Origin of the sequence: Caenimonas sedimenti (assembly GCF_007833165.1) — a bacterium.
In the GTDB taxonomy this organism is placed as follows: Bacteria; Pseudomonadota; Gammaproteobacteria; order Burkholderiales; family Burkholderiaceae_C; genus Ramlibacter; species Ramlibacter sedimenti.
Genome location: NZ_VOBQ01000001.1, coordinates 142,951 through 157,947 on the forward strand (window position 1 = coordinate 142,951; position 14,997 = coordinate 157,947).

Below are 14,997 nucleotides of genomic sequence, written 5' to 3' on the forward strand. Positions count from 1 at the left end.
GGTGAGGGCACGCGGGACCGCCCGCCAGCGTTTGCTACGGTTGCGACCAGTTGAACACCAGCGCCCCCAATCCTCGCGCGAACTCCGGCGTGCAAACCGCACCGGTGCGCCCCTTCAACCGGGGCACCTTCGCTTCCAGTTCGCTCAGCGTCACGCCGTCCCGCAGCCGAGGCCGCCGCACGCAGACCGCACCTTCCGCATCCCAGCCAGCCTCGAACCAATCTTCCCCCGCAGGCACATCGACAGCCCGCAAGCCCCAGCGGTCCGTGCTGCCCACCGCCACGCCATCGCGCGTCGCCGGCGAGTTGACCGCCCCGTAGTCCGCCCGCAGCATCAACACGCACGCGTCATGCGCCCGCTGCAGCGGCGTGCCGTCCGGCGCGGGCGCCCAGGGGAAGTAGCCATGGCGCACGCACTTGCCTTGCGCGCCCGACGTGCAGATCCACTCGAAGCGGGTGCCTTCCTGGTACGAGAAGGTGCCGTTGGCGCGGCTGGCGCCCGGCAGGGGAAAGCCTTGCGCCCGGCCGTCCGGCCCGGCGTGGCAAAGGTTGGCCCAGGTGCCGTCCGGCTGCTGCAGCGCGAAGGTGTGGAGCCACACCACGCCATGGGCCTGGCTGGGGTCGCGTTCGACGGCGTCGATGCGCACCCGTGCCGAGCGGCCTTCGAAGGCAGTGGTCAGGATGGTGCCGGCGAGATCGGGCGAGTACAGCTGCTGGTTGCGCGTGATCAGGCGGAACGACGTGCCACTGACCGTGAGCCCGGGCAACGGCTGCGAGAGAGTGGGGAGAGCAAGAAAGGAGAAGGCCAGGGCGACGAGAACGCCGCGCATCCTGCCCGCCCGGCTTACTGGCCGGCCTGTGGCTTGGCGGGCTGCTCGATGGAAACCACGACCGAGGGCACGCTTTGCGCGACACCGCTGGTGGCGACACCGTTGCCGTCCCAGCCGCCGCGCGCATGCACCGGTGCCGCGAGCAGCAGGGCGATGGAGAGGGCGGCGGTGATCTTCAGCGTTTGCATCATGGTTTCCCGTGTGGGGTGCATGAATGCTAGGGGACCTGGACACAGGGCGGCAGGGCGCGCCAGCGATGAATCCGCCCTGAGCGTGAACTAGTGGTGGACTCCCGCATCTGCGTGTTTTCGCCGGGTGTGGAGGACTTCACGGATGGCGCGGCAGCTACCGCATGAATGCAACCGGCACTTCGCTGGCCTGCGCCGTCCTGAGCGCGACCGAACCCAGCAGGAGGTGGTGCATCGCGCCCCTGCCCCGCGTCGCCATGGAGATGAAGTCGGCGCGTTGCTCGCGCGCGAACGCGGCGATGCCGGTTTCCGGCGCGCCATGCAATCGGTGCGTGGTGTGCGCGATGCCGGCGGTGGCCAGCACCTTCTCCGCGGCGCCCAGCGCAGCGTCCGTGTCAAGCCCGCCCCATTCGCGCAGCACGTCGTCATGTGGGGGCAGCACGGCGGCGGCCAGGCTGAGACCGGGGCCGAAATGCACCAGGTCCACCAGCATCGGCCCGACGGCGACCGACCAGGCGGCCAGGCGCTCCAGGCCCCGCAATCCTTCCTGTGATCCATCCACCGGCGCTGTCACGCGCAGCGTCGCGCCGGCGCCCGAGAGCACCGGTGCGCCGGGCCGGACGACGATGGCCGGGCAATGCGCGGCCGGGGCGACACGCAGCGCGACCGAGCCCAGCGCATAGCCACCCACCGGCCCGTGCCGGCCGTTGCCCAGCACCAGCACATCCGCGGCGCATTCACGCGCGGTGTCGAGTACCGTGTCGGCGGGCGGACCGAGCCGCACGATCTGCGTCGCGGCATGCCCGGCCTCCGTGAGCAGCCGCACCGCCGGCTGCAACTGGCGCGTGCCTTCCTCGCGCAATGCATCCTCCAGCACCTGGTAGGGCACGCCGCCTTGCAGCGACAGCCGCAGCGGGGGGCGCTGCACGTTCAGCAGCGTGACGGCCGGCGTCTTGCAGCGGCCGGCAAATGCCGCCGCCAGCCGGCAGGCATGCAGCGCGGCGTCGGAGCCGTCGATGGCCAGGAGGATGTTCATGGGCTTGGTCGCGGATGGGGTTGAGGTGCCGTCGTGCCGCCGGTCGCATCGCGGCGGACCCATTCTGCGCGAAGTGTGAAAGCACCGGGCACCTGCCCGTCCAGGCGGCCTCGGATAAAGTCCCGCCCCATGCCATCCGCACCAGGATCTTTCCGCCCGCGGCGGTAGCTCATCCCTGCCGATGTCCCTCTACCTCCTGATCGGCCGCTTCATGCGGCGCCACTGGATCGCCTATGCCTCGTCCGGCGTGATGCTGGCCGTCATCGCGCTGCTCATCACCTGGATCCCGTTGCAGATCGGCCGGGTGGTCGATGGCCTGGTGGCGAACCGGTTGAGTGGTGCTGCGCTCCTGCAGGAGCTCGCCTGGGTCGCCGCCGCCGGCGTGGTCGTCTATTTCCTGCGCGTCGCGTGGCGGCTGCAGCTTTATGCCGCGGCCTACCGGCTCGGCGTGGAACTGCGCGCGCAGCTCTATCAACGGCTGGCGCGCCAGGGGCCCGCGTTCTACCAGTCCCAGCGCACCGGCAACCTGATGGCGCTGGCCACCAACGACATCGACGCGGTGGAGATGGCGGCGGGCGAGGCGGTGCTGGCCGGCTTCGACGGGACGCTGACGCTCATCGTCGTCATGGGCATGATGTCCATCGGCGTCGACTGGCGGGTCGCCCTCTGGGTGCTGCTGCCGTTCCCCTTCATGGCGCTGGCTTTCTGGTGGGTGGCGCGGCACGTGCACGAAGCATCGCGGCTGTCGCTGGAGCGCTTCGGCACGCTCAACGACCAGGTGCAGGAGACGCTCTCCGGCGTGCGCACGCTGCGCGCGCTCGGCCTGCAGGCGCGCAGCGAGGCGCAGTTCGGGCAGTTGGCCGCCGGGACGGCGCAGGCGAGCCTGAATGCGCAACGCTGGGAGGCGGCGTACGAGCCGGCGGTGGGCTTCACGCTGTCGGCCGCCACGGCGCTGGCGCTCGGCGCGGGCAGCTGGCTGGTGTGGCAGGGCGAACTCACCGTGGGCCAGCTGACCAGTTTCAGCCTGTACCTGGGCCAGTTGATCTGGCCGATGTTCGCGGCCGGCTGGGTGCTCTCGCTGCTGGAACGCGGCAAGGCAGCGTGGAGCCGGCTGGCGCCGGTCCTGGACATGCCGTTGAGCGTGAACGACCACGGCACGGTGGAAACGGTCACGCCGGGCTCGCTCGAGCTGCAGGGCGTGCGCTTCGCCTACCCCGGCCAGCCGCGGCCGGCGCTGGACGGCGTGTCGCTGCGTCTCGAATCCGGACGCACGCTGGGCCTGGTCGGACCCACGGGCGCGGGCAAGTCCACGTTGCTGCGTCTGCTGCTTCGGCACCACGCGCCGCAATCCGGGGAACTGCATTGGAACGATGTCGACCTGCAGGACTACACGCTGGGCGCCCTGCGCGGCGCCATCGCCTGGGTGCCGCAGGAGGCCTTCCTGTTCTCGGCCTCCGTCGCCGACAACATCGCGCTGGCCCGGACCGGGGCCAGCCGCGCGGAAGTCGAACACGTGGCGCGGCTCGCTGCGGTGCACGACGACATCGCGCGGCTGCCCCAGGGCTACGACACGCCGGTGGGTGAACGCGGCGTCACGCTCTCGGGCGGGCAGCGGCAACGCGTCGCCATCGCGCGTGCCTTGCTGGCGGATGCCCCGCTGCTGCTGCTGGACGACGCCTTGTCGGCGGTGGACACCGAAACCGAAGCGCGCATCCTGGCGCACCTGCGGGAGACGCGGAGAGGGCGCACGGTCGTGATCGTCAGCCACCGCCTGAGCGCGGTGGCGGATGCGGACGAAACCATCGTGCTGCGTGACGGCCATGTCGTCGAGCAGGGCCGGCCTGCCGACCTGGCGGCGGGACACGGCTGGTACGCGCGCCAATGGCGCTACCAGCAATTGCAGGCGAGCCTCGATGCGAGCTGATCCGGTGAAGCAGGCCAACGAGCGCCGCCCGGCCGCTCCGAAGGCGCTCAGCCCCGCAGTCCGCAGGACGGAGGGCAGTCGAATGGGCGATGCCGCCGCGCTGCTGGTGCGCGCGGCCGCGCCGGAGCGCGGCCACCTTTGGCGTGGCATCGCGTTCCTGATGCTCGCCGCCGGGCTGGAAGCGCTGGGGCCGCTGGCGGGCAAGGCGTTGATCGACACCTACCTGGTGCCGCGCAACGCCGACCTTCCGGCGATGTTCGGTTTGCTGGCCGGGGCGCTGGTGGCGGGCAACGTGGCAAGCTGGTTGCGCTACCTGCAACTGGTTCGCCTGGCGGGCCTGGCCATGCGCTCGGTGCAGCGCGTTCGCGAGGAGGTCTACGCGCACGTGCTGCGCCTGCCGATGCGCTTCTTCGACCATGCCATCACCGGCCAGCTGGTCAGCCGCGTGACGAATGACACGGAGGCCGTGAAGGCGCTCTACGTGCAGGTGCTGTTCGTGATGCTGGACAGCCTGATCGTGCTGGCCGGCGCCATGGTCGCGATGTTGTGGCTGGACTGGCGGCTGATGCTGATCGTGGCGACGCTGGCGCCGGCAGTCGGCCTGATCGTCTACGTGTACCAGCGGCTCTCCGCGCCGGCCGTGGCGCGCACGCGCGAGCTGCGCAGCGACCTCAACGCGCAGATGGCGGAATCCATTGCCGGCATGCCGGTGCTGCAAGCCAGCAACGCGGCGGAGCGGTTCGAGCAGCGCTTCGCCGCGCTCAACGAGGCGCACTTCGCGTCGCGCCAGGTCGAACTGCGCGCCAACGCCTGGCTGCTGCGTCCCGTGCTGGATTTGCTGAACGTGCTGCTGCTGGCCGCCGTCATCTGGGCGTTCGGCGCGCGCGGGAATGGCGCCGCGCTGGGCGCCGTGGAGGTCGGCATCCTGTATGCGTTCATGAGCTACATGGCCCGTGTGGTGGAGCCGCTGATCCAGATCACCATGCAGTTCTCGCAACTGCAGCAGGCGATGGTGGGGGCGGCCCGTGTGCATGCGCTCCTGAAGGAGACGGAGACCCCGGTGGCCGGCGAGACCGGCCGGGTGCGCCAGGGGGAGATCGAGATCGAGGACCTGACGTTCGCCTACCAGCCTGGCCACGACGTGCTGCACGGGCTGGCCTTGCGCATCCCGGCGGGCAGCTTCCACGGCATCGTCGGCCACACCGGGTCCGGCAAGACGACGCTGCTGTCGCTGCTGCTGCGCTTCTACCCGGCGCCGCCCGGCAGCATCTGCATCGACAACGTGCCGCTGGAGGCGATCGGCGAAGACCACTTCCGCGCCAGCGTGGGGCTGGTGCCGCAGGATCCTTTCCTGCTCGCGGCCAGCGCGCGCGAGAACATCGCCATGGGGCGCCCGTTGACCGATGCGCAGGTCGAGGCGGCCGCGCGTGCCGCGCAGGCGCACGACTTCATCGTGCGCCTGGAGCGTGGCTACGGCACGCCGCTGGGTGAGGGCGGGGCGCGCCTGTCAGTCGGCCAGAAGCAGTTGCTGGCGATCGCGCGGGCGCTGGCGGGCGAGCCGCGGATCCTGCTGCTGGACGAGGCCACCGCGCACATCGATTCGGAGACCGAGCAGGTGGTGCAGCGCGCGCTGGCCGACCTGCGCGGCAAGGTGACCATCGTCGCGATCGCGCATCGCTTGTCCACGGTGCGCGACGCGGACCGCATCGTGGTGCTGAATCATGGGCGCATCGCGGAGCTGGGAACGCATTCGGAGCTGATGGCGATCGAGGCGGGGTTGTACCAGCGCCTGTACCTGCTGCAGCAACTGGAAGGCGAGGACGCCGCGGACGCGGTGTAAGCAGCGCGTCCGCATCCGGGGGGTATAGTCCGCCGTCCACTCCGGAAGAAGTCATGCTCGCCCAGCTTTTCACGCACCTGAAGAAGGTGCATCGGGCGTCCACCCGGGAGGAACTCGACGCGATCTACCGGTTCCGCTACCGCGTCTACGTGGAAGAGTTGAATCGCCAGCTGGGCGGCGTCGACTCGGAGCGGCGCATGGTGACGGACATCGAGGACGAGAAGCCGTACAGCCACCACTTCTACGTGGGCTCGCCCGCCGACCTCGAGGGGGTGGTCCGGGTGCGCGTCTGGGAGCCGAAGCAGATGCCGGAGGCCGAGGCGAAGAAGTATTCGCCGCACCTGCTGGGTCCGGCCGAAGGCCGGCTGCGCACCGCCGAAGTCGGGCGCTACATGATCGACCCGAAGCGCCGCGGCTCGCTGGTGCTGCCGTCGATGGCACGTGTCACCTATGAATTCCTCGCCGGCGAGGCCAACGTGGACATCTCGTTCTGCTACTGCCGCCCCGGCCTCCTGGACTATTACCGCCGGTTGGGCGCGCGCACCTACGGCGCGGGCTCGTTCGAGGGGCCGGAAGGCGTCGAGCTGCCGCTGCTGTCGGTGCTGTCCGACGACAGCCACTACAAGCGCGTCGGCTCCCCGATGGCGCCCTGGGCGAGGAAGCATTTCGGGCGCGGCAAGCGCGACCCGGTGGACATGAGCGACTTCGCGCACCTGTTCCAGGACGACGTGCAGCAGGTCGTCACCGACGGGCGCGACGTCTGGGACCAGTTCAGCGCCGCCCTGAACGAATTTCCCGACGGCCAGGGCTTCCTCGAGGGCCTGCCGGAAGGCACGCTGCGCCTGTTGATGCGCAACGGCTTCGTCATGGATGTTCCCGAGGGACGGCTCATCACCCGCGAGGGCAACGCCGAGCGCGAGCTGTACATCGTTCTCGATGGCGAGGTCGAGGTGTTCCGCGGCAACCAGATCGTTTCCACCCTGGGCAAAGGCGAGGTCTTCGGCGAGATGGCCTTCTTCCGCACGGAGGGCCGGCGCTGGGCGTCGGTGCGGGCGACGCGCCCGAGCCGCATCGCCGCGCTGCGCCGCCGCTGGATGGACGATCTCGGCCGCAGCGACCCCGAAGGGGCGCGTGCGATCCTCTTCAACCTCGCACGGGTTCTGGCGGAGCGTGCCGCGGCGGCCACGGTGAAGGAGCCCGGTGCAGCTGCCGCCGCCGGCTGACTGGATCGCAGGCACGGCGCTCCTGCAGGGCGCCCCGGAAGCAGTCATCGCGGATTGTGCCGCGCGGGCAGGGCGCCGGGAGTTCGCGGCCGGCGACGTCCTCATCCGCGCCGGCACGCGAACGGCCTCGATCTGCTTCGTCCTCGCCGGCACCGTGGAGGTCCGGCTCCCGGGCAGCGCCGCGGCCGATGCAGCCATCGCGCAACTGGGCGAAGGCAAGGTCCTGGGCGAGATCCAGGCCGTCACCGGGCACGTCGCGACGGCGGATGTGGTGGCGGTGACGGCCGGCGCGCTGCTGGAGATCGACCTGGCGCTGCGACGTGACATCGCACTCGGCTTCCCGGCGTTCGACGAGAGGCTCGTCTGGCTGGCCACCCGCAACCTGCGCACGACCGTTTTCCAGGGGGCCGTCCGCGACCTGCTGCGCGGTTGCGACCCGCTCCTCGTCGAGGAGCTCGGCGCCGGCGCGGCCGAGGTCGTGCTGGAGCGTGGCGAAGAACTTTTTGCCCAGGGGGAAGAGGCGGATGCCTGGTACATCCTGACCAGTGGGCGGCTGGCCGTCGTCACCTCGACGGACGATGGGTCCCGGAAGATCGCGGAGCTGATGCCCGGGGCCAGCGTCGGCGAAATGGCCATCATCGCCGGCGAGGCGCGCACCGCGACGGTCAAGGCCGAGCGCAAGGCGACCCTGATGCGCATCTCACGGGCCATGTTCGACCGATTCGCGGACCAGCACCCGCGCTTCGCGCGCAACGTCATGTCCGCGGTGGTCCGGCGCCTGGCGGGCAAGGCACCCTCCTTGCGGGTGGCCGCACGGGTGCTGGTCGTCCTGCGCATCTCCGGCCATCCGATGCTCGACGAGGCATTCCGCCAGCTTTGCGCTTCGCTGCAAGGCGCCGGCGGCGCCGCCATCCGTACGCGGACGGACTTTGAAAGCGCCGTCGGCTATCGCATCGACCCGCAGGCGGCCGAGTCGCATCCCGTGTGGATGCCTTTCGATGTGTGGCTGGAAGAGGCGCAGTCTGCGCATTCGCTGGTGGTTGTCGACGGCGGGAACGCGGACGATGCCTGGCGCCGTGAGTGCCTGCTGCAGGCCGACCATTGCGTGTGGCTCGTGGAACCCGTGGCCCAGGGGCTGGCCGACCCGCCCCCGGAGGCGATGGCCGCCCTGGATGCGGCGCGGCGGTGGGCCAAGGACGACACGCAGCGGCTTCCATGGAGCCTCGTGATCGCGCATCCGGCCGCAACGAAGGCGCCGCGGAACACCCGCGCGTGGCTGAGGGGCGCCGAGTTCGACCGCCATTTCCACTTGCGCGTGCATGACGTCACGACCTCGGACCGCGCCGCCCGCCTGCTGGCGGGCCGAGGGACCGGCCTGGCGCTTTCGGGCGGTGGAGCGCGTGGCCTGGCGCACGTCGGCGTGCTGAAGGCCTGCGCGGAGCTGGGCATTGCGATCGATTGGATCGGCGGCACGAGCTTCGGGGCCATCCAGGCGGGCATGTTCGCGATGGGATTGTCCACGGACGAAATGCGCACGTTGAACCTGGAGGTGATCGCGCAGCGCCCGTTCCAGGAGTACACGCTGCCGATCGTCGCCATGGTGGCTTCCCGGCGGCGCGACGCCTCGATCCACCACTCCTTCGGGGAGACGCAGATCGAGGATCTCTGGATCCCGTACCTCGCGGTCTCCACCGACCTGTGCAGCGCGCAGGCCGTGGTCCATGAGTCTGGCTCGCTGGGCCTGGCTGTCAGCGCCAGTTCATCCATCCCCGGGGTGCTCGTGCCGGTCCTCGACGGCGAGCGCATCCTCGTGGATGGCGGGATCCTCAACAACCTCCCGTCCGACCTCGTGAAACACCGTGCGGGCGGCCGCGTCATCGCGGTGAAGGTGGCCCCGGACGATGAACTGGTCGCGCCGGAAGGTGGCTTCGCACCGGCCTGGAAGTTCGTCTTGCGGCGCCTGGTGCCGGGGATGAAGCCCTTGCGCTCGCCGCGGCTGGCAGACTTGATCCTGCGGACGCTGACGGTGAGCAGCGCGAGCCGGATGGCCCAGGTCACCCGGGAGGCGGACCTCCTGATCGAACCGGACGTCGCAAGCTTCGGGATGCTCCAGTTCCACAAGATCGACGAGCTGATCGAACGCGGTTACCGCGCGGGGCTCGCGGCGCTGCGCGGCTGGAGCGAACGGCGCTGACCCGCCGCGTCGCGCCATCCCGGCCTGTCAAAACAGCAGTACCCATGCAACGAACTCTCTTCGACACGCCCCTGGTCAGCACCCTGCTGCACGCCTGCTCCCGCGCGGTGCTCCGCCTCCTGGGCTGGCAGGTGCTGGGCCATCTGCCACCCGAGGCCGCGAAGTCCGTGCTGATCGCCGCGCCGCACACCAGCAACTGGGACCTGCCCTACACGCTGATGGTATGCCTCTGCCTGCGGCTGCGCGTTCGCTGGATGGGCAAGTCGAGCCTGTTCCGCGGCCCGTTCGGCCCGGTGATGCGCTGGCTGGGCGGCATCCCGGTGGACCGCAGCAGGAACAACAACGTGGTCGCCACGGCGGCGGCCGCCCTGATCGCGGCGGAAGGCCCGCTGCAACTCGTGGTGCCGCCCGAAGGCACGCGCGGCAAGACGCGGCACTGGAGGACGGGCTTCTATTTCATCGCGCTGCAGGCCCAGGTACCGATCATGCTGGCGTACCTGGACTACGCACGCAAGGTCGGCGGCCTGGGGCCGGTCTTCGTGCCTTCGGGCGACGTCGAGCAGGACATGCTGGCGATCAAGCGCTTCTACGCGGGAGTCCGCGGCCGCAACGAGGACCAGTTCGACGCGGATTGAAGACCTAAGCGCCCTCCGTGTACACCTCGATGGTGGCGGCCCGCCCAGGGAGCTCCGCCGGGCCGAGTGGGCGCAGTTCCCTGCGCATCGCTTCCGGCAACGCGTCGTGCGTGGCCTTGGACAACAGGATGTCCGTCCCGAGCTGCTTGTTCGCCGCTTCCAGCCGCGCCGCGGTGTTCACCGTGTCGCCCACCGCGGTGTAGGTGAAGCGCGCCGCCGAGCCGAGGTTGCCGACGGCCGCTTCGCCGGTGTGCAGCCCGATGCGCAAACGGATGCCGGCGAATGGCGTGCCCTGCCAGCTGGCGCGCAGTGTTTCCATTTCGCGTTGCATCTCGCGCGCGCAAGCCAGCGCCCGTTCGGCATGCGCGGGTTCCGGCAGCGGTGCATTCCAGAACGCCATGACCGCGTCGCCGATGAACTTGTCCAGCGTGCCGCCATGCTGGTGCACGGCGGCGGTCATGCGCGTGAAGTAGGCGTTGAGCACGGTGGCGACCTGTTCCGGCGGCAGTTGTTCGCTGGCGGTGGTGAAGCCGGCGAGGTCCGAGAACAGCAGGGTCAGCACGCGGCGCTCGCCCGTGGTCCTCAGCGGCACCAGCTCGCCGGCCAGTGCATCGACGACGGTGGAGGGCACGTAGCTCGCGAAGTCCAGGCGCAGCCGCTCGCGCCGCCGGCGTTCGCGCAGGTAGCTGTCGGCTGCTCCCACATTGAAGTGGATCGCCAGGCCGGCGAGCACCGGCAGTGCGCTCCACCAGGTGCCATCGATGAAAAGCACGACGGTGGCGAGCACCGACAACGCGGCGAGCGCGACGGTGAGTGCCATCGCGCGGCCGCCGCGCCAGCGCCTCGTGAGGGCTGCGGCAGCGGCCATGGCCAGCAAGGCCTGCAACAAGGGCCCAGCCGAATGCGCCGGAACGATCCAGTCGCCGCGCAAGCCGTTGATCAACGCCGTCGCATGCACGAACACGCCCGACATCGCACCGGTCCCGAGGATGCGCAGCGGCACCTGGATCTGGTCGATGCCGCCCACGGGCGTGTTCTGCCCCAGCAGGACCAAAGCACCGCGCAGGGCGTCCGGCCGCAGGCTGCGCCTGGCATCCAGCGCCTGTGAATAGTGGACGTAGGTGATCGGGACTTCGGGCGCGTAGTAGCGCAGCAGCGCGCCCGGCGGAGGCGGCCGCACGGCCTGGCTCGCGCTGTCCGCGAGCACCCGCCACAACGCGTCGGCTTCGGCCGGCGCGCGGCGGACCACGCCGTCCTCGTCGCGCGGCATGGCGGCGCTGCCGTGCCGCGCCTGCGGGTAGATCGATTCGACCTTCTGCGAGTAGCGCGCGACCTGCGAACTCTGCACGGCGGTTTCCGCGCTGGCCACCACCACCGGCAGCCGGCCTCGCAGCGCGCGCGCCAACGTGGCGTCGTTCTCCGCGTCCTGCGCCGCGCTGAACAGCAGGTCGATCGCGATGGCGCGCGCGCCCGCTGCGGCAACGGAATCCACCACCTGCGCATGCAGTTGGCGCGGCAACGGCGGTGCCATGCCCAGCGCCGCGAGGCTGGGCTCGTCGATGCCGATCACCACCACGGGCGCGGCCGGCGGCGGCGGCGCGGTGAAGCTCGCGAGCGTGTCGTATTCGAGGCGCTGCAAGGCCTCCCATCCCGGCAGCCATTGCACCAGCGCCCACAGCAGCACCGTGAGCCCCAGCCGCCAGGACCAGGCGCGCCAGGCGTCCTTCATTGGCGGTAGCGCAGCAGCAGGAACAACGTCGGCTTCTCGCCGTCCCGTAGCCCGGACTGCACGCTGGCTGTCAGCCGCCAGTGCCGGTCGTCCGATTCCCAGCCGTGGGCGAGGCCCAACGTCCAGCCGGCAGGCCGCACGACGCTGTTGGCCTCGTCGCCGAAGTGCGTGCCGCGCCAGGTGACGCCGGCCAGCGAGAAACTGCGGTTGGCGTGGCGCCAGGTGGTCTGGGCCAGCACGGTGCTGCGCGGGAAACCGGGCAGTGCATTGCCGGCGAAGGTCTCGCCGGTGTTGCGCGAGCGGGCATGGATGTAGCTGCCCAGCACGCTCCAGCGCGGGCCCAGCAGCTGGTTGATCGAGGCACTCGCCTGCCTGATGCGCCCCTGCGAAAAGATCGGCGTCTCCTTGTACGTGTTCAGCGAGGTCTGCGCGTTCAGCACCACCGGTGCAATGGTGGCGATGTTGTCGAACAGCACGCCCGTGTTCTGCGCGAACAGGCGGCCGGTGTTGCCGTCGACCGGGTTGGAGATGCTTTGCTGCGACAGGGCCGCGCCGAGGAAGGTGGAGGGCGTGGCTTCCCAATCCAGCTGCACCGCCTTCTTGCGCGCGAAGCTGCCGGCCAGCTGGTACTGGTTGTCGATGGGGATGGCGCCGGTGGCCACCGGCGCCAGGGTGTGCGTGCCGGGCGCGCGCACGCTCTCCTGGTAGGCCGCGTGGATCGCGCGGCCCGGGCCGAAGCTGTGGCTGACGCCGAAGCGCGGCAAGGTGCGACGGCGCTGGCCCCCGCTGGCGGTGGTCGGATCCAACAAGTCCTGGCCGGCGGGGTCGGTGAAGCGATCGAGCTGGGTCGCGGTGAACACCGGGCGATACAGCTCCGCCTGCGCGCTCCAGGCGCCGCCGCGCCATTCGGCCGCGACCCACGGCATGGCGTAGCGTTCGGTGTTCGTGCGTGGTGAGACGACTTGCGGGTCCGAGATCGCCGAGCCGGTGTCGCGCCGCACCTGCTCCCAGCCGCCGCTGAGACGCCATGGGCCGGTCACCAGCGTGTGGCGCAGGAAGACGCCGCGCTCCTTGCTCTCGTAGTCGTAATCCTGCGGTCCGAAGGCCGCGTCGTCCAACACGAGCGATGAGCGCGTCACGCCGTGGTGCAGCTTCAGCCACGTCTGGTTGTCGGCGGACCAGCGCCAGGACGCGCCGGCGTCGGTGCGCCTGGGCCGGGTGCGCAGCGTGTCGCTGACGGTGATGCCGTTCCCGAGATCGAGCGCGGCGGGAAAGCGCGAGCGCAGTTCCGAATCGGAGTGCAACAGGAAAACGCCCAGGCTCTCCACCGGCCGCGCGCCGATGGCGAGATCGATCGCCGGCGAGGACAGGCGGTACTGCGATGTCGGGGGCCCCTCGCGCGGCCACATCTGCACGCTGTTGCCGCGCACCAACCAGGCGAAGGGGATCGCTGATGCATTGAAGCCCCGGTGCCCCGCATCCACCGTGGCGTTGTGCCGCAATGGATTGCGTTCAGCGCTGGCGCCCACGGCCCATTCGCTGCCTTCCATCAGCAGCAACGGCGCGCGTTTCTCGCTCGCACCGAACACGGTGGGATCCGCCAGGTAGCCCTGGAACAGTTCCGACTTGCGGTTGAAGTCGCTCTCGTAGCGGTCCGCCAGGAAGAAATGGCTGCCTGCCCACAAGGGGTAGTACGAAGCGTTGGCATAGGCGCGGGCCCAGTGCTCCAGGCCGAAATCGCCGAGCGCCTTGCCGAGGTTGGCCGAGCCCTGGCTGTCCGAGGTCAACGGGTTGAGCGACTTGAGGAAGGGCAGGCGCGCCAGCGCCTCGCGCGACGCGGCGATGGCCTCCGTGGGCTCGCCGCTGTCGTTGAGCACGATGGCCTGCACCTGCCAGGGCACCGGGTCGTTGGGGTCTGCCAGTTGCGCGCGGGCCAGCGAATCGAGCGCGGCGGGGCGCTCGCCCAGCGTGTACTCCGCTTCGGCCAGCCACACCTGCGCGCGGGCGTAGCGCGGCTCGATCACCAGCGCTTTCAGCAACTGCGTGCGCGCGGCCTCGGCCTGGCCTTCCTGCAAGGTGAGCAGGCCGGAGCCGGCCAGGCTCACGTAGTCGTCACCGGCGATGGCGAGCGCGGCGTCGAAGCCCGTGCGCGCTTCGGCCAGGCGCAGATTTTCGGAAGCAGCCGTGGCCAGTTCACCGCGATAGGTGGGGTTGCCAGGTGCCAGCGAGACGGCCTGCGCCAGCGACGCGTTCGCCGCCCGCCAATCGCCGCGCTCCTGCAGCGCGCGGCCGAGGCCCCAGTGGGCCGCGGCCTTCTGCATGTCGCTGGCTGCGTGCGTGAGCGTCTCGCGATAGCGCATCAGCGCCCGCGGGCCGGCCCCTTCGAGCCGGTACCAGTCGGCGTCGGCCAGCAGCAGTTCCGGGGCCGTGGGTGCGACGGCCAGGGTCTCGTCGAGCCAGGCACGGGCGAGGGCGCCACGGTCCATCGCCATCAGCAGATCGGCGCGCCTTGCGGCGGCGCGCGGGTCTCGGTGGCGTTGCCAGGCTTGGGCCAGGCGGGACTGCGCGGCGTCGAGTTGGGAATCGGCCACCTCCAGGTCGGCCAGCAACAGTTCGACAACCGCACCGCCGGCATTGGCGGCGCGCAGCGCCAGCAGGCGCTCGCGCGCCCCGCCCAGGTTGCCGGCGGCGAAGTCGGCACGCACGGCGGCCAGTTGCGGGTCGACGGCCGGTTGCTGGAATTCGGCCCACCGCATCGGGTCGACCGTGTGCGCCATCACCCACTGCACGCGGTCCCTGGGGCGGACCAGCAAGCGCTTCACGGGCGGCTTGCCGGGTTCGACGAAGCCTTGCTCCGCCGGGCCCAGGTCGACGCTGCCGTAGGCGTTGCTCAATTCCACCTTGCCGGACAGCACGGTGAGCAACGTGTGCCCCTGCGGGCCCACCTCGACATCCCAGTCCGTTCCCCGCACCACCGCCAGCGCGGCCGGCGTCTGCAACTGCAGCGTGGCCGGCGCCTTCTTGGTTCGTGCCCAGAGGCGGCCCGCCGCGAGTTCGAGCAGGGTGCGCTCCGGCGTCGCCTCGCACAGCCGCAATTGCGCGCCGGCCGAGAGCCGCAGCTGGGTGCGGTCGGACAGCAACAGTGCGGCCGAGGACAGCGCCAGCGTGCGCATGTCGGCACCAGGCGCGAGGCGTTGCGCCAGGAAGGCGGCCGACCAGGGCTGCGCCTCCAGCGGGCGCGTCTCGCCGCGGCCGGTGAGGCTGACGATTTCGGCCGCGGTGGCGCCTGGCGCCAAAGCCGTCCCGGCGCATTGGGCCGAGGCCCCCTGACTGCCGACAGCACAGGCCGCGAGCGCGGCGCGGGTCACGAGGCGGCGGGGGAAGTGCATGGAGTCGGGG

At 70.7% G+C, this 14,997-nt stretch carries 10 protein-coding genes; 5 read left to right on the plus strand and 5 right to left on the minus strand.

Annotation, left to right across the window (positions count from 1 at the left end; all coding sequences use genetic code 11):
- Positions 1-34: 34 nt before the first annotated feature.
- The 3 genes from FN976_RS00745 to FN976_RS00750 form a co-directional block, all read right to left on the minus strand.
- Positions 35-829 carry an ADYC domain-containing protein gene (locus FN976_RS00745; RefSeq protein ID WP_145889964.1) on the minus strand — a complete coding sequence of 265 codons (795 nt, stop codon included), beginning with the start codon at positions 827-829 and terminating at the stop codon, positions 35-37.
- Between the two features lie 14 nt (positions 830-843).
- Positions 844-1,020 (minus strand): hypothetical protein, encoded by a 177-nt coding sequence (locus FN976_RS28720; RefSeq protein WP_186510699.1) that lies wholly within the window; start codon positions 1,018-1,020, stop codon positions 844-846.
- A 154-nt stretch (positions 1,021-1,174) separates the two neighbouring features.
- Positions 1,175-2,053, minus strand: a complete 879-nt coding sequence (locus FN976_RS00750) for a universal stress protein (protein ID WP_186510700.1) — start codon at positions 2,051-2,053, stop codon at positions 1,175-1,177.
- 181 nt (positions 2,054-2,234) lie between these two features.
- On the opposite strand from FN976_RS00750, the gene FN976_RS00755 reads away from it, so the two are divergent.
- From FN976_RS00755 to FN976_RS00775, 5 genes are all read left to right on the plus strand, one after another.
- Positions 2,235-3,977 carry an ABC transporter transmembrane domain-containing protein gene (locus tag FN976_RS00755; RefSeq protein ID WP_145889968.1) on the plus strand — a complete coding sequence of 581 codons (1,743 nt, stop codon included), beginning with the start codon at positions 2,235-2,237 and terminating at the stop codon, positions 3,975-3,977.
- An 82-nt stretch (positions 3,978-4,059) separates the two neighbouring features.
- Entirely contained in the window at positions 4,060-5,817 is a 1,758-nt protein-coding gene (locus tag FN976_RS00760) for an ABC transporter ATP-binding protein (protein WP_145890046.1), read from the plus strand.
- Between the two features lie 53 nt (positions 5,818-5,870).
- On the plus strand, positions 5,871-7,040 hold the full coding sequence (locus FN976_RS00765; protein ID WP_145889970.1) for a cyclic nucleotide-binding domain-containing protein: 1,170 nt from the start codon (positions 5,871-5,873) through the stop codon (positions 7,038-7,040).
- Positions 7,018-9,234, plus strand: a complete 2,217-nt coding sequence (locus FN976_RS00770) for a cyclic nucleotide-binding and patatin-like phospholipase domain-containing protein (protein ID WP_145889973.1) — start codon at positions 7,018-7,020, stop codon at positions 9,232-9,234. Before FN976_RS00765 ends, FN976_RS00770 begins: the two co-directional genes overlap by 23 nt.
- 44 nt (positions 9,235-9,278) lie before the next feature.
- The gene (locus tag FN976_RS00775) at positions 9,279-9,869 is read left to right on the plus strand and encodes a lysophospholipid acyltransferase family protein (RefSeq protein ID WP_145889975.1); all 591 of its coding nucleotides are present in this window, start codon (positions 9,279-9,281) and stop codon (positions 9,867-9,869) included.
- A 4-nt stretch (positions 9,870-9,873) separates the two neighbouring features.
- Here FN976_RS00775 and FN976_RS28725 read toward each other — a convergent pair whose 3' ends face one another.
- Positions 9,874-11,598, minus strand: a complete 1,725-nt coding sequence (locus FN976_RS28725; protein WP_186510701.1) for an adenylate/guanylate cyclase domain-containing protein — start codon at positions 11,596-11,598, stop codon at positions 9,874-9,876.
- On the minus strand, positions 11,595-14,987 hold the full coding sequence (locus FN976_RS00785; RefSeq protein ID WP_186510702.1) for a FecR domain-containing protein: 3,393 nt from the start codon (positions 14,985-14,987) through the stop codon (positions 11,595-11,597). Before FN976_RS00785 ends, FN976_RS28725 begins: the two co-directional genes overlap by 4 nt.
- Between the last annotated feature and the right edge of the window lie 10 nt (positions 14,988-14,997).

Coding starts and splice junctions, on each gene's coding strand:
- FN976_RS00745 (WP_145889964.1), bottom strand. CDS start 829: ATGCGCGGCGTTCTCGTCGCCCTGGCCTTCTCCTTTCTTGCTCTCCCC.
- FN976_RS28720 (WP_186510699.1), bottom strand. CDS start 1,020: ATGATGCAAACGCTGAAGATCACCGCCGCCCTCTCCATCGCCCTGCTG.
- FN976_RS00750 (WP_186510700.1), bottom strand. CDS start 2,053: ATGAACATCCTCCTGGCCATCGACGGCTCCGACGCCGCGCTGCATGCC.
- FN976_RS00755 (WP_145889968.1), top strand. CDS start 2,235: ATGTCCCTCTACCTCCTGATCGGCCGCTTCATGCGGCGCCACTGGATC.
- FN976_RS00760 (WP_145890046.1), top strand. CDS start 4,060: ATGGGCGATGCCGCCGCGCTGCTGGTGCGCGCGGCCGCGCCGGAGCGC.
- FN976_RS00765 (WP_145889970.1), top strand. CDS start 5,871: ATGCTCGCCCAGCTTTTCACGCACCTGAAGAAGGTGCATCGGGCGTCC.
- FN976_RS00775 (WP_145889975.1), top strand. CDS start 9,279: ATGCAACGAACTCTCTTCGACACGCCCCTGGTCAGCACCCTGCTGCAC.
- FN976_RS28725 (WP_186510701.1), bottom strand. CDS start 11,598: ATGAAGGACGCCTGGCGCGCCTGGTCCTGGCGGCTGGGGCTCACGGTG.
- FN976_RS00785 (WP_186510702.1), bottom strand. CDS start 14,987: ATGCACTTCCCCCGCCGCCTCGTGACCCGCGCCGCGCTCGCGGCCTGT.